We start from the raw sequence: 23842 nt of genomic DNA on the forward strand, positions 1-23842 counted from the left end.
TTTTTCGGCGATCTCCTACAATCGAGAATCGCCGCCACCGATGCGCCGCCGATGCGGCGTCGATCGCGCGCCGGCAGCCGTCCGGCCGCGGCCGGAAATAGCGGGCCGCGCAACCCATCGCCGCGGCTGTTTCGCTCTGCTTGCTTTTGCTTTTGTCTGTCGAAGGAAAGGGTCGCGTACGCCGTAGGCCGGCGTAAGCGTCGCTCAACGCCGCGCGCGCCGTAAGCCGGAGGCGCGGCACCAACCGAGAGTCCCCATGAAAGCATCCGATCTGTTCGTGAAGGCGCTGGAGGCGGAAGGCGTCCAGTATGTGTTCGGCATTCCCGGCGAGGAAAACCTCGATCTCCTCGAGTCCCTGCGGCGCTCCCGCATCAAGCTCGTACTGACCCGCCACGAGCAGGCGGCGGGCTTCATGGCGGCCACCTACGGGCGGCTGACCGGCAAGACGGGCGTGTGCCTCGCGACGCTCGGCCCCGGCGCGACGAATTTCGTGACGGCGGCCGCGTATGCGCAGCTGGGCGGCATGCCGATGCTGATGATCACCGGGCAAAAGCCGATCAAGTCGAGCAAGCAGGGCCATTTCCAGATCGTCGACGTGGTCGGGATGATGCAGCCGCTCACGAAGCTCACGCGGCAGATCGTGTCGATCGGCAACATTCCGTCGGCGGTGCGTGAGGCGTTCCGGCGCGCGGAGGAAGAGCGCCCCGGCGCCACGCACCTCGAATTGCCCGAGGACATCGCGCACGAGGAGGGCGACGGCAAGCCGATTCCCGCGAGCTACAGCCGCCGGCCGATCGCCGAGGAGAAGGCGGTCGCGCACGCGGCCGAAGCGATCCAGGCGGCGCGCCATCCGCTCTTGATGATCGGCGCGGGCGGCAATCGCAAGACGACCCGCAAGATGCTCAAGGAATTCGTCGACACGACGGGCATACCGTTCTTCACGACGCAGATGGGCAAGGGCGTGATCGACGAAACGCATCCGCTGTGGCTCGGCAACGCGACGCTGTCGGACGGCGATTTCGTGCACCGCGCGATCGAGCACGCGGACTGCATCATCAACGTCGGCCACGACGTGATCGAGAAGCCGCCGTTCTTCATGCGCGCCGACGACAAGACCGTGATCCACGTGAACTTCCTCGGCGCGCAGGTCGATCCCGTGTACTTCCCGCAGATCGAGGTCGTCGGGGACATCGCGAACGCGGTGTGGCAGATGAAGGAGACGCTCGCGCGCCAGCCGCACTGGGATTTCTCGCGCTTCATGCTGATCAAGGAGCACTTCGAGGCGCACCTGAAGAAAGGGCAGGACGACCCGCGCTTTCCGATGTATCCGGTGCGGATCGTCAACGATCTGTACCGGTCGATGCCGGAGGACGGCATCGTCTGCCTCGACAACGGCATGTACAAGATCTGGTTCGCGCGCTACTGGCGCGCGCACGAGCCGAATTCGCTGCTGCTCGACAACGCGCTTGCGTCGATGGGCGCGGGCCTGCCGTCGGCGATCGCGACGAAGATCGTGCATCCGCAACGCAAGGTGATGGCCGTGTGCGGCGACGGCGGCTTCATGATGAATTCTCAGGAGCTCGAAACGGCGGTGCGGCTCAAGCTCGACCTCGTCGTGATGATCCTGCGCGACGACGCGTTCGGAATGATCCGCTGGAAGCAGGAGAACATGAACTTCCCCGATTACGCGATGACGCTCGCGAACCCGGATTTCGTCGCGTACGCGCAGAGCTACGGCGCGCATGGGCACCGGATCGCGTCGGCCGACGAACTCGAGCCTCTCGTGCGCGAATGCTTTGCGTCGCCGGGCGTGCATCTGATCGACGTGCCGATCGACTACTCGGACAACGAGCGCGTGCTCAATCGCGAAATCAAGCGCCTGTCGGCGCAGTTGTGACCGCAGTGGGCGGCACGGCGCATCAAACCGGACGGAGTGATTCGACATGCTGAAGGAAACCTATCCGTATTACCTCGCGAACGAGGCGGTGTACGCGAACACCGATCTCGACGTCACCGACAAGTACAGCGGCGAGGTCGCGACGCGCGTCGCGCTCGCCGACGCGAATACGATCGACGCCGCGATCGGCGCGGCCGTCGCCGCGCAAAAGCCGCTGCGCGAGCTGCCGGCGTTCAGGCGGCAGGCGATCCTCGAGCACTGCGTCGCGCGGTTTCGCGAGCGCTTCGACGAGCTGGCCGAAGCGCTGTGCATCGAGGCGGGCAAGCCGATCAACGATTCGAAGGGTGAAGTGACGCGCCTCATCGACACGTTCCGCGTCGCGGCGGAGGAATCGGTGCGCATCGAGGGCGGCCTCATCAACCTCGAAATCTCGCCGCGCGCGCAGGGCTACAGCGGCTATTACAAGCGCGTGCCGATCGGGCCGTGCTCGTTCATCTCGCCGTTCAACTTTCCGCTGAACCTCGCCGCGCACAAGGTCGCGCCCGCGCTCGCCGCGGGCTGCCCGTTCGTGCTGAAACCCGCGAGCCGCACGCCGATCGGCGCGCTGATCATCGGCGAAGTGCTCGCGCAAACCGATTTGCCGAAGGGCGCGTTCTCGATCCTGCCCGCGCATCGCGACGGCGCCGATCTCTTCACGACCGACGAGCGCTTCAAGCTGCTGTCGTTCACGGGCTCGCCCGCGGTCGGCTGGGAGCTGAAGAAGAAGGCGGGCAAGAAGAAGGTCGTGCTCGAACTCGGCGGCAACGCGGCCGCGATCGTCGACGCCGATCAGCGCGAGCGGCTCGACTACGTCGTCGAGCGGCTCGCGTTCGGCGCGTACTACCAGTCAGGGCAGAGTTGCATCGGCGTGCAGCGGATCATCGCGCATGCGGATGTCTACGACGCGCTGCGCGAGAAGCTGATCGCGAAGACGCGCTCGCTGAAGATGGGCGATCCGAAGGACCCGGCGACGTTCGTCGGCCCGATGATCTCCGAATCCGAGGCGCGGCGGCTGGCCGGCTGGATGGAAGCGGCCGTCGCGGCGGGCGCGAGGATAGTCGCGGGCGGCGGCGTCGACGGCGCGATGTTCGAGGCGACGCTGCTCGAGAGCGTCGGCCGCGATCAGGATCTGTATCGCAAGGAGGCGTTCGGCCCCGTCGCGCTGCTCGAGACGTTCTCCGATTTCGACGACGCGCTCGCGCGCGTGAACGACAGCGATTTCGGCCTGCAGGCGGGCGTGTTCACCGATTCGCTCGCGCACGCGCAGCGCGCGTGGGACGAGCTCGAAGTGGGCGGCGTCGTGATCAACGACGTGCCGTCGTTCCGCGTCGACAACATGCCGTACGGCGGCGTGAAGGATTCGGGGCTCGGCCGCGAAGGGATTCGCTACGCGATCGAGGACATGACCGAGCTGCGGCTCATGGTGGTGCGCAAGCGTTGATTGCGGCGCGGCGGCGTGATGCGGTGCCGCCGTCGCGCGCGTCGCCGCCGCTTCGCTGCGCGCTCGGCTTGTTCGGTGCGCTCGGCGTGCGATTCCGCAGACCTATCCTTTCGTCACGAGCATCCGGCGGATCGGCGCGCGGGAAGCGGGCGAGCGCGACGGGCGGTGCGTGGCGTCGATGCAGGGCGAAATGCGCAGCGGCCGCCGCGACAAGACGGCCGCGAATCGCGGCGACGGCGCCTTGCGCGCTACGCCGCCGCGATCGCGTGGCCCGGCAGGCTGAGGCTCGTCGACTTCGCGAGCACGCAGACGTCGCCCGCCGCGTTGCGCAGCGTGCCTTCGAGGCGCACGACGTCGCCTTTGAGCTTCGGGTTCGGCTCGATCGCGACGATCCGCCATTCCATCGTCGCCGTATCGCCCGCCGCGACCGCCTTGCGGAACTGAAATTCGAATTCGAGCCCGAGCGCCGGCCGCCGCTCGCTGAGGAACGTCGCGACCATCCCCATCATCAGCGCCGAATAGTGCGTGCCGCTGACGATCAGTCCGCCGAATCGCGTCGATCCGGCGAGCGCCTCGTCGTGATGCAGCGGATTCATGTCGCCGGCGAGCGCGGCAAATCGGCGAACGGATTCAATGTCGAACGTGACCATTTTCGAGATAGTTTCGCCGACGTTGTAACTCGTATTCATGAGGATGCGCAGAATAATTGGATAAGAAAGTGGCGGCCGCGTATTAAACGGCAATTGCCGAATATCGAGATAAGGCGGCAATGGTCGCGATCGTCGCCGTCTCGAAAAACCGGGGGGGCGGCGCGCGAAGCGTTCCCGCTCACGCCGGCATTGACGGCGATGCGCGCCGCCGCATCGATTGGAGATGCTATCGTTCACCGACCGGACGGTCAATCTGACGGCGCGTCCGGCCGAACCGGGCGGCTTCGTGCATGTGTGAGGCGTCGAGCCGAGAGCCGAGCGCCGGCGCGTGTCGCGCGCGCGCGTCAAACGCCCGTCGAGCGGGCGTCGCGGGCCGATTTCCGGCAGGCCGCGCAGGTTCGGCGAACATGCGGTGACTTGCGTCGAAGAAAACGTTTGCGCTCCCTTCATCTTCCGGCGTCGCGAGCCCGATTGATAAACCGCACTGTGGCGAGCAGATAACACACTGCTCGGATGCAATTGCGCGCCGCGCGTATCCGGCGCATTGTGACCACGAAATCAGCCGGGCCGCTCCGACACACGCTTTTACCTGATCGAACGATGACTCGATCGTAAAAAGGAGTGAAATGCGCATCGATTATCGAGCGAGATCAGCGAGCGGACTTAATTTCATTTAACATCAGCACTTTATATTCGTTTTAAGAAAGAATGAGGGCCCGTTTCATTGCCGTTCACGAGGAACGGCGGGCTCGCGCTCACGCGATCGCATGCTGAACCAGCCGGGCAGGCGAGCGACGAACGGGGCTGGAACAGGCAACAAGGCAACGATTGCGTAGCGCTACGACATGATGAACAAAACGAGTAGGGATAATGCTTCGGATTCGCTTGAATCGGGGATCTCGGTGCTGCTGGTCGACGACCAGGCGTTCGTCGGCGAAGTGATTCGCCGCTCGCTCGTCCCGGAGGGCGACATCGTGCTGCACACGTGCACCGACGCGCAGCGCGCGCTCGCGATGGCGAGGGAAGTGAAGCCGACCGTGATCCTGCAGGACCTCGTGATGCCCGACATCGACGGCCTTGATCTCGTGCGCGCATGGCGCGCCGACGCGCAGACGGCGCGCGTGCCGATCATCGTGCTCTCGGCGAAGGAAGAGCCTGTCGTCAAGCGCGCGGCCTTCGTCGCCGGCGCGAACGACTATCTCGTCAAGTTGCCCGACACGATCGAGCTGATCGCGCGCATCCGCTACCACTCGAATTCCTACCTGATGCTGCGGCAGCGCGACGAGGTGCTCGATTTCCTGTCGCACGACATGCGCACGCCGCAGACGTCGATCCTCGCGCTGCTCGACGTCTATCGCAACGAGCACGGCGCGATGCCGCCGATTCTCGAGCGGATCGAGACGCACGCGCGCCGCGCGCTCGCGCTCGCCGACGGCTTCATTCATCTGACGCGCGCGCAATCGGAGAAGCGGCCGAGCGAGACGGTGAGCCTGAACGAGGTCGTGCTCGATGCCGTCGACCAGATGTGGGAGAAAGCGGGCAGCGTCGGCAGCCGCGTGAGCGCCGACGTGCCGCCGACGGAGTGCCTGTGCATCGGCGACCGGATGATGCTCACGCGCGCGGTCGCCAATCTCGTCGACAACGCGCTGAAGTATGGGCCGGCGGGCTCGGAGGTGCGCTGCACGCTCGTCGAGGACGGCGACGGCTGGCTGATCGGCGTCGAGGACGAAGGCGCCGGCATCGCGCCCGAGCAGCGCGCGGCCGCGACCGAATCGTTCGTGCGGCTCGTGCCGGCGGGCGGCGCGCAGCGCGGCGGCTTCGGGCTCGGGCTCGCGTTCGTGCGCGCGACGGCCGCGAAGCATCGCGGTCTGATCCTGATGCGCTACACGCCGCGCGGCTTCCTCGCGGGACTTCGGATTCCGAAGGATGCGAGCGCCGCGTGACGCGCGCGCTGGCCGCACGCCGCCGTCCGTGCGACACGATCCGCTTCGCGCGCACCGACCTGTCCTCGTTCACGATGGTTCAAGTTACACTCGCGATGCCCGGGTTTCGCGTCGCGCCGGGATCGATGCGATCCGCCCCGTGCGTAGCGCGACGCTTTCCTCATCTGATTTTCCGCCAGCCGGATAAAACGACATGCCCACAGTGACGCCTCGCGCCAGCCACGAGATTCTTCGCAAACCCGCCGCCGGCAGCCGGCTCACGCTGGGCAACCGGATACTGTTCAGCTTCGGCGCGCTGTTCGTGCTGATGCTGTTCATGGCGGCGCTGTCCTATCAGCGCCTGCGCGCGATCAACGACGAAGCGATCAGCATCGAGCGCGATTCCCTTCCGGGCGTCTATCTCGCCGCTTCGTTGCGCGCGGCGACGAACGAATCGTACATCGCGCTGCAGCGCGCGGTGTTCGTCGACGCCGACGCCGACGCCGTCCGGCGCGATCTCGCGAAGGTGCCCAGCCTGCTCGAGGAAACCGACAAGCTGATGTCCGCGTATCAGGCGTCGATCTACCGCAACGACGATCAGGAGCGCTTCAACGCGTTTCGCGCGTCCTACGAGCGCTACGTGCCGCTCCTGAACGACGCCGTGCAGAAGGCGCACGGCGCGAAGCCCGATTCGCTCGCCGCGTACGCGAAGATGACGCTCGCGTGGGAAGAGGTGATTCGCACCGCCAACGTTCTCGTGCAGGAGAACCGGCGCTTCGCCGAGCAGTCGGCGACGCTGATCCGCGAATCGGTGCACGGCACCGAGATCACGCTCGCGGTCGCGCTTGGCGTCGTGCTCGTCGCCGCGCTCGTGCTCGGCTATTTTCTCTATCGCGCGGTGACGGTGCCGATGGCGCGGCTCGTCGACGTGCACGACGTGATGCGCACGGGCGATCTGACGCAGCGCCTGAACCTTGGCCGCAGCGACGAATTCGGCACGCTCGAGAGCGGCTTCAACCGCATGGCCGACGAGCTGACCGCGCTCGTCGCGCAGGCGCAGCAGTCGTCGCTGCAGGTGACGACGTCGGTCGCCGAGATCGCGGCGACGTCGCGCGAGCAGCAGGCGACGGCGAACGAAACGGCGGCGACGACGACCGAGATCGGCGCGACCTCGCGCGAGATCTTCGCGACGTCGCGCGATCTGCTGCGCACGATGAACGAGGTGTCGGCGGTCGCCGAGCAGTCGGCGACGCTCGCGGGCGTCGGCCAGAGCGGCCTCACGCGGATGGGCGAGACGATGCGCAGCGTGATGGATGCGGCGGGCTCGGTGAACGCGAAGCTCGCGATCCTCAACGAGAAGGCGATCAACATCAACCAGGTCGTCGCGACGATCACGAAGGTCGCCGACCAGACCAACCTGCTGTCGCTGAACGCCGCGATCGAAGCGGAGAAGGCGGGCGAGTACGGCCGCGGCTTCGCGGTCGTCGCGACCGAGATCCGCCGCCTCGCGGATCAGACGGCGGTCGCGACGTACGACATCGAGCAGACGGTGAAGGAGATCCAGTCGGCGGTGTCGGCGGGCGTGATGGGGATGGACAAGTTTTCCGAGGAAGTGCGGCGCGGAATGCGCGACGTGCAGCAGGTGGGCGGCCAGTTGTCGCAGATCATCGCCGAAGTGCAGACGCTCGCGCCGCGCTTCCAGATGGTCAACGAAGGGATGCAGACGCAGGCGAGCGGCGCCGAGCAGATCACGCAGGCGCTGTCGCAACTGTCGGAGGCCGCGCAGCAGACGGCGGAATCGCTGCGGCAATCGTCGCAGGCGATCGACGATCTGACGCTCGTCGCGAACCAGTTGCGCACGGGCGTGTCGCGCTTCAAGGTCGACGCGTGATGTGCGTGACGCGCCAAGCGGAGCCGACATGCTGTTCCTGCTGTTTCACCTAGACGGCGAGCGCTACGCGCTCGATGCGGCGGAGATCGCCGAAGTGCTGCCGCTCGCCGCGACCAAGACGATTCCCGGCGCGCCCGCGTGGGCGGCCGGCATCCTCATGCATCGCGGCGAGCCGGTGCCGGTGATCGACGTGCCGCGGCTCGCGCTCGGCCGCGCCGCGCAGCCGTTGCGCTCGACGCGGCTCGTGCTCGTGCGCTACCGGCTGCCTGCCGCCGAGCCGGCGGTCGCGCCGCCGCGCGTGCGTCTGCTCGGGCTCATCGTCGAGCGCGCGACGCAGACCGCGCGAATCGCGCGCGACGCGTTCCGCGACAGCGGAATCGCGACGCCGCACGCGCGCTGGCTCGGGCCGATCGCGAGCGACGCGGACGGCGTCGTCCAGTGGGTCGCGGTCCAGCACATCGTTAGCGGCGATGCGCGCGCATTGCTGTTCGACTACGCGGCGGCGCTCGATCCGGCCGGCGCGAGCGCGCCGCTCGCGGGCGCACCGACGGGAGGCGGCCGATGAACGCGTTCGATCCGCGCTTTCAGGCGTGGCTGTCGCGCGAGACGGGGATCGATCCGGCCTCGCTCGGCAACGACTTCGTCGCGCGCGCGCTCGCCGAGCGGATCGCCGCGACGCAGCCGGGCGCGGGCGGCGATGCGGCCGAGCAGGCCGCACGTTCGCCGCAGCCGATCACGAGCGAAGCGCTCGATGCGTACTGGCAGCGCCTGAACGCGTCGGACGACGAGCGGCGCGCGCTGATCGAGCTGTTCGTCGTGCCGGAGACGTGGTTTTTCCGCGAGCGCGAGGCGTTCGGCGCGCTCGCGCGGTTCGGCGCGCAGCGGCTGTCGGCTCAGCCCGCGCGCGCGCTGCGGGTCCTGAGCGCGCCGTGCTCGACGGGCGAGGAGCCGTATTCGGCGGCGATGGCGCTGCTCGACGCGGGCATCGATCCGGCGCGCTTCGAGATCGACGCGCTCGACATCAGCGCGCGCGCGATCGCGCACGCGGAGCGCGCGCGCTACGGGCGCAACTCGTTTCGCGGCCACGCGCTCGGCTTTCGCGGCCGGCACTTCAAGGCGGCGGCCGACGCCTGGGTGCTCGACGAGCGAGTGCGCGCGTGCGTGCGGTTCCGGCAGGCGAATCTGCTCGATCTGCTCGGCTGCCCCGGTCAACCGTACGACTTCGTGTTTTGCCGCAACGTGCTGATCTATTTCGATCGCGACGCGCAGGATCGCGTCGTGCGGATCGTCGAGGAGCAGCTCGACGAGCGCGGAATCCTGTTCGTCGGGCCGGCCGAGACGGGGGTCGTGATGCGGCAGGGGTTGACGTCCGCGCAGATTCCGTTGGCATTCGCGTTTCGCAAGCCGGCCGTGGACGCGTCGGCGTGGCCCGGCGCGAACGGCACCGGCGCGCATGCGGCGGGCGCCGCGTGGCGCGGCGGATCGGCGGCGGCGGGCATCGCGGGCGCCGATCGCACGCCGACGCTCGGCGGCACGTTGCGCGCGATCGCGCATGAATGGTTCTTCGATGCCGGATGGCCGACGCCCGAGCCGATCGCGCGCGCGATCGACGGCGCACCGGCCGAGCCGTCCGCCGGATCGTCGGTGCCCGCGCCGGCCGCGATGCGCTCCGCATCCGAGCCGCTCGCGCGTGGCGGTGATTCCGAATCCGATTCCGACTTCGACTTCGACTCCGGCTTCAACTCCGGTTTCAACTCCGGCTCCGATCCCGGCTGGCGGGCCGTCGGCGCATTCGCGCGCGCGCCCGACGTCGCGCGGCCCGGTGGCGAACCGCTCGCGCGAGCGGTTCGCGACGCCGCACGCGCCGCGATCGCGCCGCAAGCGAACGCGTTCGATGCGGGCTGGGCGGCGGCCGGCGCGTTCTCGCGCGCGCCCGGCGGCGCGCACGCGCACGCCGATGCGTTCGAGCGTGCGGGCGGCGGCGCGCATGTCGCGGCCGAGCCGCTTGCGCGTCGCGCGAACGTCGCGCGTCCGGCGCTCGAATCACTGCCCACGGCGGCGGCCGACGCCGGTTGGCCCGCTGCCGGGCCGATCGCGCGCGATGCCGGCGCCGCGCCGCGCACGTCCGCGTCGCTCGCGCGGGCGTTCGACACCGCGTGGCTCGCGTCTGGGCCGATCGCCGGCGCGGCCGGCGTCGCGCAGCCGGCACCCGCGCCGCGCGCGCCCGGCTCGCCGGCGCTCGGCGGCGCCGCCGCGATGGGCGCCGCGATCGACGCCGCGCAGCGCGCGACCGGCGATCCGCGCATCGGCGCGCCGCCCGAGGCGCTGCTCGACGTGGCCCGCCGCCTCGCCGACGCGGGCGCGCTCGACGCCGCGCAGCAGGCGGTGCATGCGTCGATCGAACAGTCCGGCCCGTGCGCCGACGCCTTCTACCTGCTCGGCCTGATCGCCGATGCGCGAGGCCGCGGCGACGAAGCGGCGGACTGCTATCGGAAGGCGCTGTACCTCGAGCCGTCGCATTACGAAGCGTTGACTCATTTGGCGACGCTGCTCGACATAGCGGGCGATCGCGACGGCGCACAGTGGCTGATGCAACGGGCCCGGCGCGCGGCCCAATACGAATCGGCCGCGTCCGTGACCGACACGGACGGCGGCGAACCGAGAGGAACCCATGGACCGCGACGCCGTTGAGCGACCACGGATCGCATTCGACATCGACGCTTGCTGGAATCGCATCGGCACGCGCGGCGACCGTTCGTGCGAGCGGCTCGATACGTACCGCCGCTGCCTGAACTGCCCCGTGTTCGAGCGTCACGCGGCGCTGCTGCTCGACCGCCCGCTGACCGACGCGGATCTCGCCGACGCGGCGCGCCTCGCCGCCGAGCGCGCGCCGCGCGCGAACGCGGCCCCGGCCCCGTCGGCGGCGCGCGACGGCGCGGCCGAGACCGTTCATTCGGCGTTCGCGTTTCGCGTCGCCGACGAATGGCTCGCGCTGCCGGTCCGCGTGCTGCGCGAGATCACCGACACGAGATCGATTCATCCGCTGCCGCATCGCCGCAACCGTGCGGTGCTCGGCATCGTCAACGTGCGCGGCACGCTGCGCGTCGCGGTGTCGCTCGCGGAGCTGCTGAGCCTCGATGCGCGCGCCGATAGCGCCGCGTCGCGCGCGAGCTTCACGCGCATGCTCGTCGTCGCGCATCGCGGCGATCCGGTCGTGTTCCCGGTCGACGAAGTCGAAGGCGTGCTGCGCTTCACGCCGGCCGAGTGGATGCCGGTGCCGGCGACCGTCGCGCGCACGGGCGACGCGCATTCGCGCGGCGTGTTCGCGTGGCGCGGCAAGACGATCGGCCTGCTCGACGAGGACCGCCTGTTCGATTCGCTCACGCGGAGCCTGCGATGAGTCACGACGACGATTTCGGCCGCGCGTCGCTGCTCGAGCTGTTCCGCGAGGAGACGCACACGCAGACGCAGGCGCTCTCCGAGCGGCTGCTCGCGCTCGAGCGCGGCGCGCAGGACGCGGCGACGCTCGAGGCGTGCATGCGCGCCGCGCATTCGCTGAAGGGCGCGGCGCGGATCGTCGGGGTGCCGCAGGGCGTCGACATCGCGGGGCGAATGGAGGATTGCTTCGTCGCCGCGCAGCACGGGCGGCGGCCGCTGACGCCGTGTCATGTCGACGCGCTGCTGACGGGCGTCGACCTGCTCGTGCGCGTGGGCGATCCGCAGGCGGCGGCGGTGGTCGCGCAGCACGAGATCGACGCGTTCGCGGCGGCGCTCGCGGCGGCGGATGCGGGGACGGGCGACGCGCAGACGGGCGACGCGGGCGAGGCGGATGGCGCGGGCGCGCGCGGCGGCGGGGCGGCGGGCGGAGATGCCGCCGCCGGATCGAGCGGGAAGACCGACGCGATGCGCGCAAGCGGCGGCGGACGCGGCGCGGGCGGTGTGGTCGGCGCGGTCGGCGCGGGCGATGCGAGCGGCATGGGCGGCGCGAGTGGCGCGGGTGATGCGAGTGATGCGGCCGGTGTCGGTGGCGTTCGCGTTGCATCGGACGCCGGCGAAGCACGCGGCGCATCCGGCTCGATGCGCCGCGTGCGCGCGGACACGCTGAACCGCCTGCTGAGCCTGTCCGGCGAATCGCTCGTCGAATCGCGCTGGCTGAAGCCGTTCGCCGAATCGATGCTGCGCGTGAAGCGCGCGCAGCGCGATGCGGCCCGCTCGCTCGACGCGCTCGTCGAATCGCTCGCCGACGACGCCGACCCGCGAGTGCTCGGCGCGCTCAACGAGGCGCGGCAGATGTTCACCGACGTGCAGCGCACGTTCGCGACGCGGCTCGACGAGCTCGACCGCTTCGAGCGCCGCAGCTCGCACATCGCCGAGCAGCTCTACGACGAAGCGCTGCAATGCCGGATGCGCCCGTTCGGCGACGCGACGCGCGCGTATCCGCGCGTCGTGCGCGATCTCGCGCGCTCGCTCGGCAAACGTGTGCGCTTTTCGATCGCCGGCGAAGCGACGCAGGTCGACCGCGACATCCTCGACATGCTCGACGCGCCGCTCGGCCACCTGCTGCGCAACGCGATCGACCACGGCGTCGAGCCGCCCGATGCGCGGCTCGCGCGCGGCAAGCCGGCTGAAGCGGCCATCACGCTCGAGGCGCGGCACAGCGCCGGGTCGCTGCTCGTCAGCGTGAGCGACGACGGCCCCGGCGCCGATCTCGCCGCGGTGCGCGCGGCGATCGTCCGCCACAATCTGACCGACGAGGACACGGCCGCGCGCCTGTCCGATCAGGAACTGCTCGAATTCCTGCTGCTGCCGGGCTTCTCGATGCGCGAGCAGGTGACGGACGTGTCCGGCCGCGGCGTCGGCCTCGACGCGGTGCAGGAGATGGTGAAATCGGTGCGCGGCGCGGTGCGGATCTTCAACGAGCCGGGCCTCGGCATGCGCTTCGTGCTGCAGCTGCCGCTCACGCTGTCGGTGATCCGCAGCCTGATCGTCGAGGTCGGCGGCGAGCCGTACGCGTTCCCGCTCGTGCAGGTGCGCCGCACGCTCGAGCTCGACCGCGCGGACATCGACGTGCTCGAAGGCCAGCAGCATTTCCCGCTCGACGACCGCCGCGTCGGCCTCGTCACCGCGCATCAGCTGCTCGACGCAGGCGAGCTCGACGAGGGCCGGCCGACGACGGCCGTCGTCGTCGTGGGCGGCGAGCCGGAAACCTACGGCGTCGCGGTCGACCGCTTTCTCGGCGAGCGGATGCTCGTCGTGCAGCCTTTAGACGGACGCCTCAACAAAATTCAGAACATTGCGGCGGGCGCTTTGCTGGAAAATGGCGATCCGGTGCTGATCGTCGACGTCGAGGATCTGATCCGCTCGATCGACAAGCTGATTCGCGGCGGCGAGCTCGCGAAGGTGCGACGCGGCGATCAGGACGCGCTCGCGCGGCGCAGCAAGCGCGTGCTCGTCGTCGACGATTCGCTGACCGTGCGCGAGCTGGAGCGAAAATTGCTCGAGAAGCGCGGCTACGACGTGACGATCGCGATCGACGGGATGGATGGCTGGAACGCGATTCGCAGCGACAGCTTCGACCTGGTCGTCACCGACATCGACATGCCGCGGATGGACGGCATCGAGCTCGTCACGCTGATCAAGGGCGATCCGCTGCTGAAATCGGTGCCCGTGATGATCGTCTCGTACAAGGATCGCGACGAGGACCGCCGGCGCGGGCTCGAAGCGGGCGCCGACTATTACCTGGCGAAGGGCGGCTTCCACGACGAGGCGTTGCTCGACGCCGTGCACGACCTGATTGGGGACGCGTAAAGCCATGAACATCGGCATCGTCAACGACTTGCCGCTCGCCGTCGAGGCGTTGCGCCGCACGATCGCGCTGCGGCCCGAGCATCGCGTGCTGTGGGTCGCGACGGACGGCGCGCAGGCCGTCGATTTCTGCGTCGCGCAGCCGCCCGACCTCGTCTTGATGGATCTCGTGATGCCGAGAATCGACGGCGTGTCGGCGACGCGCAGCATCATGGCGCGCTCGCCGTGCGCGATCCTGATCGTCACCGCGAACGTCGGCGCGAATGCGTCGTACGTGTACGAGGCGATGGGCGAAGGCGCGCTCGACGCGGTCGACACGCCCACGCTCGAGCAGGGCGGCAGCGCCGATCCGTCGCAGCCGCTGCTCGCGAAGATCGACCAGATCGGCCGGCTGCTCGCGACGCGCACGCCGTCCGCCGCGCCGTCCGCCGCCGCGCCCGCGCCGCAGGGCGCGCTGCCGCCGCTCGTCGCGATCGGCGCGTCGGCGGGCGGGCCGACCGCGTTGACCGCGCTGCTGCGGCGGCTGCCGGAGGATTTCCCGGCGGCGATCGTGATCGTCCAGCACGTCGATCAGGCGTTCGCGATCGGGATGGCGCAATGGCTCGACGGCTACTCGCCGCTGCCGGTGCGCATCGCGCGGCAGGGCAGCGTGCCGCAGATGGGCGAGGTGCTGCTCGCGGCGACGAACGATCACCTGCATCTGACGCCGCGCGGGCTGCTCGGCTACACGCGGCGGCCGGAGGAGACGCCTTATCGGCCGTCGGTCGACGTGTTCTTTCACAGCATCGTCGAGCACTGGAAGGGCGGGGCGATCGGCGTGCTGCTGACGGGCATGGGACGCGACGGCGCGCTTGGCCTGAAGGCGATGCGCACGAAGGGGCATTACACGATCGCGCAGGACGAGGCGACGAGCGCCGTGTACGGCATGCCGAAGGCGGCCGCCGCGATCGGCGCGGCGACCGCCGTGCTGCCGCTCGACCGGATCGCCGATCAACTGATCTCGCTCGTTCCGCGCAGCAAGCATCGCTGGCGCTGAGCGCGCGTTCGAAGCGTTCGAAGCGTTCGAAGCGTTCGAAGCGTTCGAAGCGTTCGAAGCGTTCGAAGCGTTCGAAGCGTTCGAAGCGTTCGAAGCGTTCGAAGTCTTCCCCGAGTTCCCCTTCGCACCGCGGATTCGGCTTCCAATTCGACATCGACATCGACATCGACTTCTGCCTCGATTGCGTCCTAGCGAAAGCGCGCGCGCTATTCGCCGATAATGTCGAGCGGCAGATGTGCGATTTTCCAGACGTGCAGGAGCGGCGGTCCGCGTTCGGCAGTTTGCGTTCGGCGGCCGCACGGGGCGGTTCTGCGTTCGTCGATCCCGCCCGCGCGGCCGGCCGCGGCACGAGCCGGCCGCGCGCGCACGGCCGACGAGCACCGCACGATTTCCCCGACGGGCCCGCTGCATCCTGAAACTTCATCCCACGACTCAGGAGAGCATCATGCAAGCGCTTGGCGTGAAGGCGTTGGTTTTCGACGTGTTCGGCACCGTGGTCGATTGGCGCGCGGGCATCATTCGCGACGCGGGCCCCTTTCTGGCGAAGTATGGCCGCGCGGGGGCCGATCCCGCGGCGTTCGCCGATGCGTGGCGCGCGAGCTATTCGCCCGCGATGGAGGAAGTGCGAAGCGGCCGGCGGCCGTTCACGCGGCTCGACGTGCTGCACCGGGAGAATCTCGAGGCGATCCTGCCCGCGTTCGGCGTCGATCGCGCGAGCGTGCCCGACACCGATCTCGACGAATTGAATCTCGCGTGGCACCGGCTCGATCCGTGGCCCGATTCGGTCGCGGGGCTCGCCCGGCTGAAGGCGCATTACATCATCGCGCCGCTGTCGAACGGCAACGTGATCCTGATGATCGACATGGCCAAGCGCGCCGGTCTGCCGTGGGACGCGATCCTCGGCGCCGAACTCGCGCAGGCGTACAAGCCGACGCCCGAAGCGTATCTGCGCACGGCCGACATCCTCGCGCTGCGGCCCGAGCAGGTGTGCCTCGTCGCCGCGCACAACGGCGATCTCGCGGCCGCGCGGCGCTGCGGCTACCGCAGCGCGTTCGTCGCGCGCCCGCGCGAGCACGGCCCCGCGCAGACGACGGATCTGCGCGCGGAGCAGGATTGGGACGTCGTCGCGGCGGATTTCGTCGAACTCGCGCAGCGGCTCGGCGCGTGACGAGCGACGCGGCGCGCGGCCGGGCGACGGGCCGCGCGCCGTGCCTCGACCGGCCGCGCATGCGCTGAGGGCCGAGGGCGCGCGGCAACCGCCGCGCCGCGTTCGCCGCGACGGTTGCCGCGCGCGAGCCGCATCGCGTACAATCCGCGGCGACCGGAGATGGCATGCCTCCGTACAACCGCCGGCGAGCCGGCTGATGATGCCTACGCGTTCCTGGGTGCAGGAGGTCGTAGGCCATCCGTCAACAAGCGGCATCCTGCCGCCCGGGTTTGATGTCCTGTCGAATCTGGAAATCCATGAAACGTCTGCACACCCTCGAGCCCGTCGCGGCGCTCGCGCATCTGTGCCGCTGGCTCGCGTTGTCGGCCGTCGTCGGCGCGCTCGCCGGCTCGGCGTCCGCGTTCTTTCTCCGGGCGCTCGATCTCGCGACGGGCGCGCGCGTCGCGCATCCGTGGCTGCTGTGGCTCCTGCCCGCCGCGGGCTTCGCGACCGGCTGGGTCTATCATCGCGCCGGCCGGTCCGTCGAGCGCGGCAACAACCTGCTGATCGACGAGATCCACGATCCGCAGCGCATCGTGCCGAAGCGGATGGCGCCGCTCGTGCTCGCCGCGACCGTTCTCACGCATCTGTTCGGCGGTTCGGCGGGGCGCGAAGGCACCGCGGTGCAGATGGGCGGCGCGCTCGCCGATCGCGTCACGCAGCTTTTCGCACTCGGCCGCGACGACCGCCGGATCATGCTGATGGGCGGGATCGCCGCCGGCTTCGCATCGGTGTTCGGCACGCCGCTCGCGGGCGCGGTGTTCGGCCTCGAAGTGCTCGCGATCGGACGGCTGCGTTACGATGCGCTGCTCGCGTGCGTCGCGGCGTCGGTCGTCGCCGATGCCGTGTGCCGGATGTGGGGCATCCATCACACTGTCTATGCGGTGCCGTTCGTGCCCGCGTTGAGCGCGGCGGGCGCCGCGTCGGCGGTGGCGGCCGGCATCGCGTTCGGCATCGTCGGCCGGTTGTTCGCCGCGGCGACGCATGCGCTCGGCGCGCGCGCGAAGCGGTGGATCGCCTATGCGCCGTTGCGTCCCGTCGCGGGCGGCGCGCTCGTCGCGCTTGCGGCGACGCTCCTTCACACGCCGCAGTATCTCGGCCTCGGCATTCCGACGATCGAAGCCGCGTTTCGCGGGCCGCTGCCCGTCTACGATTTCGCGGGCAAGTTCGCGTTCACGGTCGTCACGCTCGCGTCGGGTTTCAAGGGCGGCGAAGTGACGCCGCTCTTCTACATCGGCGCGACGCTCGGCAACGCGCTGTCGCATCTGCTCGCGCTGCCCTTGCCCGTGCTCGCGGGGCTCGGCTTCGTCGCGGTGTTCGCCGGCGCGGCGAACACGCCGATTGCGTCGACGATCATGGCGATCGAACTGTTCGGCGCGCCGATCGGCGTGTATGCGGCGCTGGCCTGCGTCGTCGCGTATCTGTTCTCCGGGCAGGCGGGCATCTATCGCGCGCAGCGCGTCGGTCAAGCGAAGCTGCCGGGGCCGCGCGGCGAAGCGAGCGTCGCGCAGCCGGCTGCGAAGGAGGCGGCGGCGAGGTGAGCGCGCGCCGCGGCGCGTGGGGACGGGGCGGCGCGTGCGTGACCTCTAAAGGCGCGTTGCAGCGCGCCGGCCGCGCGCCGATTGCGAATCGACCGCCGCAGGCGGCTCAGATCATCTGTCGGCGCTTGTGCGCGAGCGCCGGATCGTTCGACGCCGCGCGCGGCGGCAGGCGCCATGCGACGTATGCAAGCGCCGCGAGCGCCGGAAACACGAGCACGCTCGCCTCGGGGCCGACCGTGCCGCCGCTCAGCCAGACGGGGCCGATCGCGTGGCTCCTGAACAGCGTGTCGTGCGCGGTGAGCCCGCTGTCGGCCGCGCCGAACAGGAACGACTCGCTCCAGTCCCACATCGCATGCTCGCCGAGCGCCCACCACAGCGAGCCGGTGCGCCAGATCGCGACGCACGCGACGAGCCCGTACATCACGATGGGCACGATGCCCGCGATGTTCTCGTTGCGATTCGATACGTGCGACATGCCGAACGCGAGCGACGTGAGCGCCGCCGCGACGACGGGATGCGCGCGCTGCGCGAGCTTGAAGAACGGGTAGCCGCGAAACGCCACTTCCTCGGCGAGTGCGATGAGCGCGAACGCGGCCGCCCACGCGAGCGCCGATTCGAGCGCGGCCGCCCGGCTCGCGCCCGAGTATTCGATCGTCGCGCCGCCCGTCAGCACGAGCAGGCCCATGATCGCCGACACGGCGACGAGACTGCAGAGCGCGCCCCAGACGAAGTGCGACGCGCTGTGCGGCGCGCGCAGCCCGTAGTCGAGCCATGAGCGACGGTCGATGCGGCTCATCACGCGCGTCGCGATCAGCGATGCCGCGCACAGCGCGAGCTCGAACGGAATCTGGCCGGCCGCGCTCGACTCGATGTGCGGACGAAACGGATGGTGCGCGATGCGAGCCGCGTAGCCGAGCGCGAGCACGATCGCCACGACGATCGCCGCATACAGCAGCACGGCCCAGCCGGTTCGCAGGCCGTGGGCGCCGTACCAGATGCGTTTGAGTCGAGGCGATGACGGGGGCGGCCAGCCGGTTTTGTTCACATCTCCCATTTGCGCGTCACTGGTTTTTCGATGGAAATGCTTACGAATTGCCTTCGCGTACGTCGCTCGGCCAGGTCTCGGAATGCGGCGCGTACCGGGCCGAATGGTACATCCGGCGCGAGGAAATGTGGTGTCGCGGATTGTGGAGAATGGTCGCGATGTGTCGCGCGATGCGCGGCGGGGCCTCGCGCGGGTTCAGCGAGCGGTTTCAGCGCGTGCGTCCGGGGCGGGCGGCGATGCGTCGGGTGCGCCGCAACGCCGTTCGCATCGCCTCGCGCTGGGCGCCGCACGGGATCGACGCGCCGATTCGGGTTCGCGATCCGTGCGGTTCGGCGCGCGCGCGACGCGATGGCTCCGCGCGCTCAGCGCGCGCCGGCGGCGCGGCTGCGCTCGGGCAGCCGTTGCGCGAGCGCGCCGACATCCGCGACGAACCAGAACGCGTCGCCGCGATTCGTTTCGTGCACGAGTTCGCGCAACGCGCGGCCGCGCGCGAGCGCCGCGTCGATGTCGCCGACGGCGGCGAGCCTCGCGCGATAGTGGATCGGCTTCCGCGCGAGGTGTCCGGCGACGCGCGTGACGAGGCCAAGGAAGTCGATGTACGCCTGCTCGCGAAGACGAGGAAGGCGAAAGGGACGCAAGGATGCGTCGGCTCGTGCAGTCCGGCGCATGCCGCGAATCGTCGAACGATCACGCGGCCGGACGTTCGAGACGGGCTTCGCGACGCCGCATAAAAAAACGACGGGAGCCGGGCGGCCGTAACGGCCGGCCCCGAGCTTTCCGTCGCTTTGCTCATGCGCCGCGTACGCGGCCGCCGCCGCTGTCGGGCGGCGCGATTCAATACCGTGAAATCTGATTGCCGTCGATGCGCACGCGATCGCCCGGGCGCAGATCGCCCGGCGTCTGCAGGTCGAACGAGCGCATCGAGCCGTCGCTCAATTGCACGTCGACGCGATAGGCGCTCGGCTGCGTGCCCATCTGCTGGCCGATCTGGTTGCCCGCGACCGCGCCGCCGAGCGCGCCGATGACCGTCGCGGCGTCGCGGCCATGGCCGCGGCCGATCTGGTTGCCGAGCACGCCGCCGACGAGCGCGCCGACGACCGTGCCCGCGACGCCCGACGGGCCGATCGCGCCGCCGATCGGGCGGATGCCGGCGATCGTGCCGTACTGGGTCGAGTAGCCGGGCTGATAGCCCTGCTGATAGCCGGATTGATAGCCGGGCTGCGCGTAGCCTTGCTGCGGATAACCGGGCTGCGAGTAATCAGGCTGTGCAGGCTGTGAGTAATCGGGCTGCGCGTACGACGGTTGCGAGTACGACGGCTGCGCATACGACGGCTGCGAATAGACGGGCGCGCCGTACTGCGGCTGCGAACCATACGGTCCGTACGCACCCGGCGCGACGCATGCGCTCAGCGACAGCGCGGCCGTCGCGGCGAGCGACGCGAGCAGAGCAGTCTTCGTGAAAGCCGGGCGCTGCGTTGCCGTCTTTCGGATGGGCTTCGTGTTCATGGTAGCGGGTGGTTGCTATTGCACGGCGGCAGTATAGGGAATGCCGTCATCGTTGGATGAGCGCCGCGCGTAACAGTGTGTAAAGTCTGTAGCCGCGCGGTCGGCGCGTGCGGAAATCCCGTCCTGGACGGCTGTTTTCGGGCCGGTGAAACGATTCGTCCGAGGAAACGGCGCGTTGTCGAGCGCGTGCGTCGAGCGATCCGACCGACACGCTCGAACGGCACACGCCAAGCGATGCCGCCATGCAGCGATACCCAGACGCTCCAGCGTCCCGGTGCTGCGGCGAAACGTCGAAACGGTGAATCGATGAATCGATGAATCGATGAAACGGTGAAACGGTGAAACGGTGAAACGGGCGAAAAGGCGAAAAGGCGAAAAGGCGAAAAGGCGCAACGTCGCTCCGCGCCGACGCGCGCGTCACCCGACGAACCGCCGGTACGAAAACGCGCCCAGCGCATCGCGCACGTCGTCGAGCGTGCGTTGCGTGACGTCGTTCGCGCGCGCGGTGCCTTCCTTCAGCACGTCGACGACGTAGCCCGGCTCGCGCGCGAGCTGCGCGCGCCGTTCGCGGATCGGCGCGATCAGCGCCTGCAGCTTGTCTTCGAGGCGGCGCTTGAGCGTCATGTCGCCGAGCCCGCCCGCGCGATACGCGGCCTTCAGCCGCTCGACTTCGTCCGGCTCGTCGTCGAACGCGTCGAGATACGTGAACACGACGTTGCCTTCGACCGTGCCCGGATCGGACACGCGCAAGTGGTTCGGATCGGTGTACATCCGCTTGACCGCATCGGCGATCGCCGCCGGCGGCGACGACAGCGCAATCGCGTTGCCCTGCGATTTGCTCATCTTCGCCCGGCCGTCGACGCCCGGCAGCCGCCCCGTCGACGAGATCAGCGCGCTCGCCTCGGGCAGCACGTCGACGCCCGCCTGCCGGTTGATGCGCCGGACGATCTCGTTCGTCTGCTCGATGAGCGGCAGCTGATCGTCGCCGACGGGCACCGTGTCGGCCTTGAACGCGGTGATGTCGGCCGCCTGCGCGACCGGGTAGCAGAGAAAGCCCGCGGGAATGTCGCGGCCGAAGCCGCGCGCGTGGATCTCGTCCTTGATCGTCGGGTTGCGCTCCAGGCGCGCGACGGTGACGAAGTTCAGATAGAAGAGCGTCAGCTCGGCGAGCGCGGGCAGCCCCGATTGCACGGCGATCGTGCTCCTGCGCGGATCGATGCCGACGGCCAGATAGTCGAGCGCGACCTCGATCACGTTGCGGCGGACCTTGTCGGGATCGTGCGCGTTGTCGGTCAGCGCCTGCGTGTCGGCGACGAGGATGAACTGCCGGTGGGTGTCCTGCAGCGCGATGCGCGTCTTCAGCGAGCCGACGTAATGGCCGAGGTGCAGCGGGCCGGTCGGGCGGTCGCCCGTCAGCGCGATCGGCGCTCGTGCCGGGATCGAGATGTCGTCTTGCATGAACGGTTTCTCCGGGAAGAACCGCCGCAATCCGGGCCGAGCTGGGGCGCGATCGACGCAATGCCGGCCGGATGCGGCGGCATGGTCGTGAACGGGATGTGACTATGCCGCTGCGTCAGGCGCGGCGCCAGCAGTGCGAGAGGGGAGGAAGCTGCGTGGGCATGCGGCTAGGGTCGCACATTTTCGGTTCTCGCGCCATGCGGCGCGAACCGCTCGCGGTACGCCCGCGGCGTCACGCCGAGCATGCGCAGGAAGCTGCGCCGCATCGTTTCCTCGCAACCGAACCCGCAGCGCGCGGCGATGCGCTTGATCGGCAGCGGCCCGCCGGCCAGCAGATTGCGCGCCGCCTCGACGCGCATCTGCTCGATCGCGCGCGCGGGCGTCTTGCCGGTCGCCTCGCGATAGCGGCGCATGAAGCTGCGCTCGCTCATGCCGGCGCGCGCGGCGAGCGCCGCGACCGACAGATCCGCGCCCGGATTCGCGGCCGCCCACGCGTGCAGTTCGCTGAAGCCGCCGCCTTCATGCTGCAGCGTCAGCGCCGTGCTGAATTGCGCCTGGCCGCCCGGCCGCTTCAGGAACACGACGAGATGCCGCGCGACGTCGAGCGCGAGCGCGCGGCCGAGATCGTTCTCGACGAGCGCGAGCGCCAGATCGATGCCGGCCGTGACGCCTGCCGACGTCCAGACGTTGCCGTCGCGTACGAAAATGGGATCGGGGTCGACGCGCACGCCGGGGTAGCGCCGCGCGAGTTCTTCGCAGCGCGACCAGTGCGTGACGGCGCGGCGGCCGTCGAGCAGCCCCGCCGCCGCGAGCACGAACGCGCCCGAGCACACCGACGCGACGCGCCGCGTCCGGGCCGCGCGGCGGCGCACCCAGTCGACGAGCCGCGGATCGCGCGTCGCGTCGTGGACGCCCCAGCCGCCCGCGACGATCAGCGTGTCGGACGGCTCGCGCGCGGCGGGCAGCGGCGCGGCGAAGAACGCAAGCCCCGCCGACGACGCCACCGAACGCGCGTTCGCGGCGACGACGCGCGGCGCGTACGGAATCGCGAGGCCGCGTTGCGCCGCGAAGTCGTTCGCGGTCGAGAACACCTGGAGCGGCCCGGCGACGTCGAGCAACTGCACGTCGTCGAAGGCGAGCACGTGTACGGCGCGGCGCGCGGCGGCGGGCGCGGGCACGGATATGAGCGGCTCGGCTGGCGGGATTCGTGGGGACTTTGGCATATCCGCCATACGGTACTTGCGTACAGTCGGTTTGTCCACGACGCCGGCGCGGGCGCGCGGCGCGGTGCGACAACCGCGAAAAGGAGGAGGTGAGGAATGGCCATCGAAGTGGGATTACTGTTGTTTCCGCAGGTGCAGCAACTCGACCTGACCGGGCCGCACGACGTGTTCGCGTCGCTGCCGGGCGTCACGGCGCGGCTCGTCTGGAAAACGCGCGAGCCGGTTGCGGCGAGCAGCGGGCTCGCGCTCGCGCCGGACGCGACGTTCGACGACTGTCCGCCGCTCGACGTGATCTGCGTGCCGGGCGGCATGGGCGTCGCCGATCTGATGGAGGACGCGGACACGCTCGCGTTCATCCGCCGGCAGGCGGCGCACGCGCGCTACGTGAGCTCGGTGTGCACGGGCGCGCTCGTGCTCGGCGCGGCGGGGCTGCTGCGCGGCCGGCGCGCGACGACGCACTGGGCGTTCCATTCGCTGCTCGCGCCGCTCGGCGCGATTCCGGTGCGCGAGCGCGTCGTGCGCGACGGCAACCTCGTGACGGGCGGCGGCGTGACGGCGGGGATCGATTTCGCGCTGACGCTCGCGGCGGAACTCGTCGGCGAGGACGTTGCGCAGGCCGTGCAATTGCAACTCGAATACGCGCCGGCGCCGCCGTTCGACGCGGGCGATCCGGACACCGCGCCGGCGCGGATCGTCGAGCGCGTGCGCGAGCGGTCGAAGCCGGTGCTCGCGCGGCGCGAGCAGGTGGTCGCGCGCGTGGCGGCGGCGCTGGAGCGCGGCCTGGCGGAGCGTTGACGCGTATGGTCCGTTGACGGACGGGGGCGCGAGCCGGAGATAGCGGAGCGCGGCGGCGCGGGGCGCGGGCGGATGCCGCCGGATCGCGGGGCGGCGCTCGCGCGGACAGCGTGCGCTTCGAAGCGACGCCGCGCTGCGTGGCTCCGCTCCGCTCGTCGCGATTCGATCGAATCGCGTTTGACCGCGTGGATCGAACGCTGCGACGCTGCGCGCCGTTCACGCGGGGCGTGCGTGCGGGGCGTCGCGATTGCGCGTGATGTGCGCGCGTCGCGTGAAGCGCATCGCGCGAGCGCGACGCAAGACGAAGCGACGCAAGACGAAGCGACGCAAGACGAAGCGACGCAAGACGAAGCGACGCAAGACGAAGCGACGCAAGACGAAGCGAC

18 protein-coding genes and 1 riboswitch are annotated in these 23842 nt (G+C 69.8%); of the genes, 12 read left to right on the forward strand and 6 right to left on the reverse strand.

The annotated features are described in order from the left end of the window. The first annotated feature begins 256 nt into the window (after nt 1–256). Together X946_RS19790 and X946_RS19795 are read left to right on the forward strand one after the other, a co-directional pair. A complete protein-coding gene (locus X946_RS19790) occupies nt 257–1897 on the forward strand; it encodes an acetolactate synthase large subunit (RefSeq protein WP_038751030.1) in 1641 nt (546 codons plus the stop codon). A gap of 46 nt (nt 1898–1943) precedes the next feature. Continuing rightward, a complete protein-coding gene (locus tag X946_RS19795) occupies nt 1944–3377 on the forward strand; it encodes an aldehyde dehydrogenase family protein (protein WP_038751032.1) in 1434 nt (477 codons plus the stop codon). A gap of 248 nt (nt 3378–3625) precedes the next feature. On the opposite strand, the gene X946_RS36350 is transcribed toward X946_RS19795, so the two are convergent. Further along, complete coding sequence (locus X946_RS36350) at nt 3626–4066, reverse strand: MaoC family dehydratase (protein WP_231752118.1); 441 nt, start codon at nt 4064–4066, stop codon at nt 3626–3628. 806 nt (nt 4067–4872) lie between these two features. On the opposite strand from X946_RS36350, the gene X946_RS19805 reads away from it, so the two are divergent. The 9 genes from X946_RS19805 to X946_RS19845 all read left to right on the forward strand — a co-directional run bounded on the left by X946_RS19805 (nt 4873) and on the right by X946_RS19845 (nt 17429). Beyond that, complete coding sequence (locus X946_RS19805) at nt 4873–5970, forward strand: hybrid sensor histidine kinase/response regulator (RefSeq protein WP_038751033.1); 1098 nt, start codon at nt 4873–4875, stop codon at nt 5968–5970. 193 nt (nt 5971–6163) lie between these two features. Further along, nucleotides 6164–7840 (forward strand): methyl-accepting chemotaxis protein, encoded by a 1677-nt coding sequence (locus tag X946_RS19810; RefSeq protein ID WP_038751035.1) that lies wholly within the window; start codon nt 6164–6166, stop codon nt 7838–7840. A gap of 28 nt (nt 7841–7868) precedes the next feature. Further along, entirely contained in the window at nt 7869–8405 is a 537-nt protein-coding gene (locus tag X946_RS19815; RefSeq protein ID WP_038751037.1) for a chemotaxis protein CheW, read from the forward strand. Then, entirely contained in the window at nt 8402–10531 is a 2130-nt protein-coding gene (locus X946_RS19820; RefSeq protein WP_038751039.1) for a CheR family methyltransferase, read from the forward strand. Before X946_RS19815 ends, X946_RS19820 begins: the two co-directional genes overlap by 4 nt. Then, complete coding sequence (locus tag X946_RS19825) at nt 10512–11240, forward strand: chemotaxis protein CheW (RefSeq protein WP_038751041.1); 729 nt, start codon at nt 10512–10514, stop codon at nt 11238–11240. The genes X946_RS19820 and X946_RS19825 overlap by 20 nt, the downstream gene beginning before the upstream one ends. After that, entirely contained in the window at nt 11237–13648 is a 2412-nt protein-coding gene (locus X946_RS19830; RefSeq protein ID WP_038751043.1) for a hybrid sensor histidine kinase/response regulator, read from the forward strand. The genes X946_RS19825 and X946_RS19830 overlap by 4 nt, the downstream gene beginning before the upstream one ends. A gap of 4 nt (nt 13649–13652) precedes the next feature. Continuing rightward, the gene (locus X946_RS19835) at nt 13653–14681 is read left to right on the forward strand and encodes a chemotaxis response regulator protein-glutamate methylesterase (RefSeq protein WP_038751045.1); all 1029 of its coding nucleotides are present in this window, start codon (nt 13653–13655) and stop codon (nt 14679–14681) included. A gap of 445 nt (nt 14682–15126) precedes the next feature. Then, nucleotides 15127–15849: a haloacid dehalogenase type II gene (locus X946_RS19840; protein WP_038751047.1), complete on the forward strand. Its 723-nt coding sequence runs from the start codon at nt 15127–15129 to the stop codon at nt 15847–15849. A gap of 146 nt (nt 15850–15995) precedes the next feature. Beyond that, nucleotides 15996–16062, forward strand: a riboswitch (Fluoride riboswitch). 83 nt (nt 16063–16145) lie between these two features. Continuing rightward, entirely contained in the window at nt 16146–17429 is a 1284-nt protein-coding gene (locus X946_RS19845) for a voltage-gated chloride channel family protein (protein ID WP_038751049.1), read from the forward strand. Between the two features lie 106 nt (nt 17430–17535). Here X946_RS19845 and X946_RS19850 read toward each other — a convergent pair whose 3' ends face one another. The 5 genes from X946_RS19850 to X946_RS19870 all read right to left on the reverse strand — a co-directional run bounded on the left by X946_RS19850 (nt 17536) and on the right by X946_RS19870 (nt 22670). Further along, a complete protein-coding gene (locus X946_RS19850; protein WP_038751050.1) occupies nt 17536–18483 on the reverse strand; it encodes a CPBP family intramembrane glutamic endopeptidase in 948 nt (315 codons plus the stop codon). A gap of 353 nt (nt 18484–18836) precedes the next feature. Then, nucleotides 18837–19112, reverse strand: coding sequence for a DUF4180 domain-containing protein (locus tag X946_RS19855; RefSeq protein WP_052145128.1), 276 nt, complete (start codon nt 19110–19112; stop codon nt 18837–18839). A 196-nt stretch (nt 19113–19308) separates the two neighbouring features. Next, nucleotides 19309–19980: a glycine zipper 2TM domain-containing protein gene (locus X946_RS19860; protein WP_038751051.1), complete on the reverse strand. Its 672-nt coding sequence runs from the start codon at nt 19978–19980 to the stop codon at nt 19309–19311. Between the two features lie 417 nt (nt 19981–20397). Continuing rightward, nucleotides 20398–21438 carry a tryptophan--tRNA ligase gene (gene trpS / locus X946_RS19865; protein ID WP_038751052.1) on the reverse strand — a complete coding sequence of 347 codons (1041 nt, stop codon included), beginning with the start codon at nt 21436–21438 and terminating at the stop codon, nt 20398–20400. Between the two features lie 167 nt (nt 21439–21605). After that, the gene (locus X946_RS19870) at nt 21606–22670 is read right to left on the reverse strand and encodes a GlxA family transcriptional regulator (RefSeq protein ID WP_038751053.1); all 1065 of its coding nucleotides are present in this window, start codon (nt 22668–22670) and stop codon (nt 21606–21608) included. Nucleotides 22671–22757: 87 nt separating this feature from the next. Here X946_RS19870 and X946_RS19875 point away from each other — a divergent pair, with 87 nt between their 5' ends. After that, entirely contained in the window at nt 22758–23456 is a 699-nt protein-coding gene (locus tag X946_RS19875) for a DJ-1/PfpI family protein (RefSeq protein WP_038751055.1), read from the forward strand. Nucleotides 23457–23842 lie beyond the last annotated feature (386 nt).

The organism is Burkholderia sp. ABCPW 111 (genome assembly GCF_000773065.1).
In the GTDB taxonomy this organism is placed as follows: Bacteria; Pseudomonadota; Gammaproteobacteria; order Burkholderiales; family Burkholderiaceae; genus Burkholderia; species Burkholderia savannae.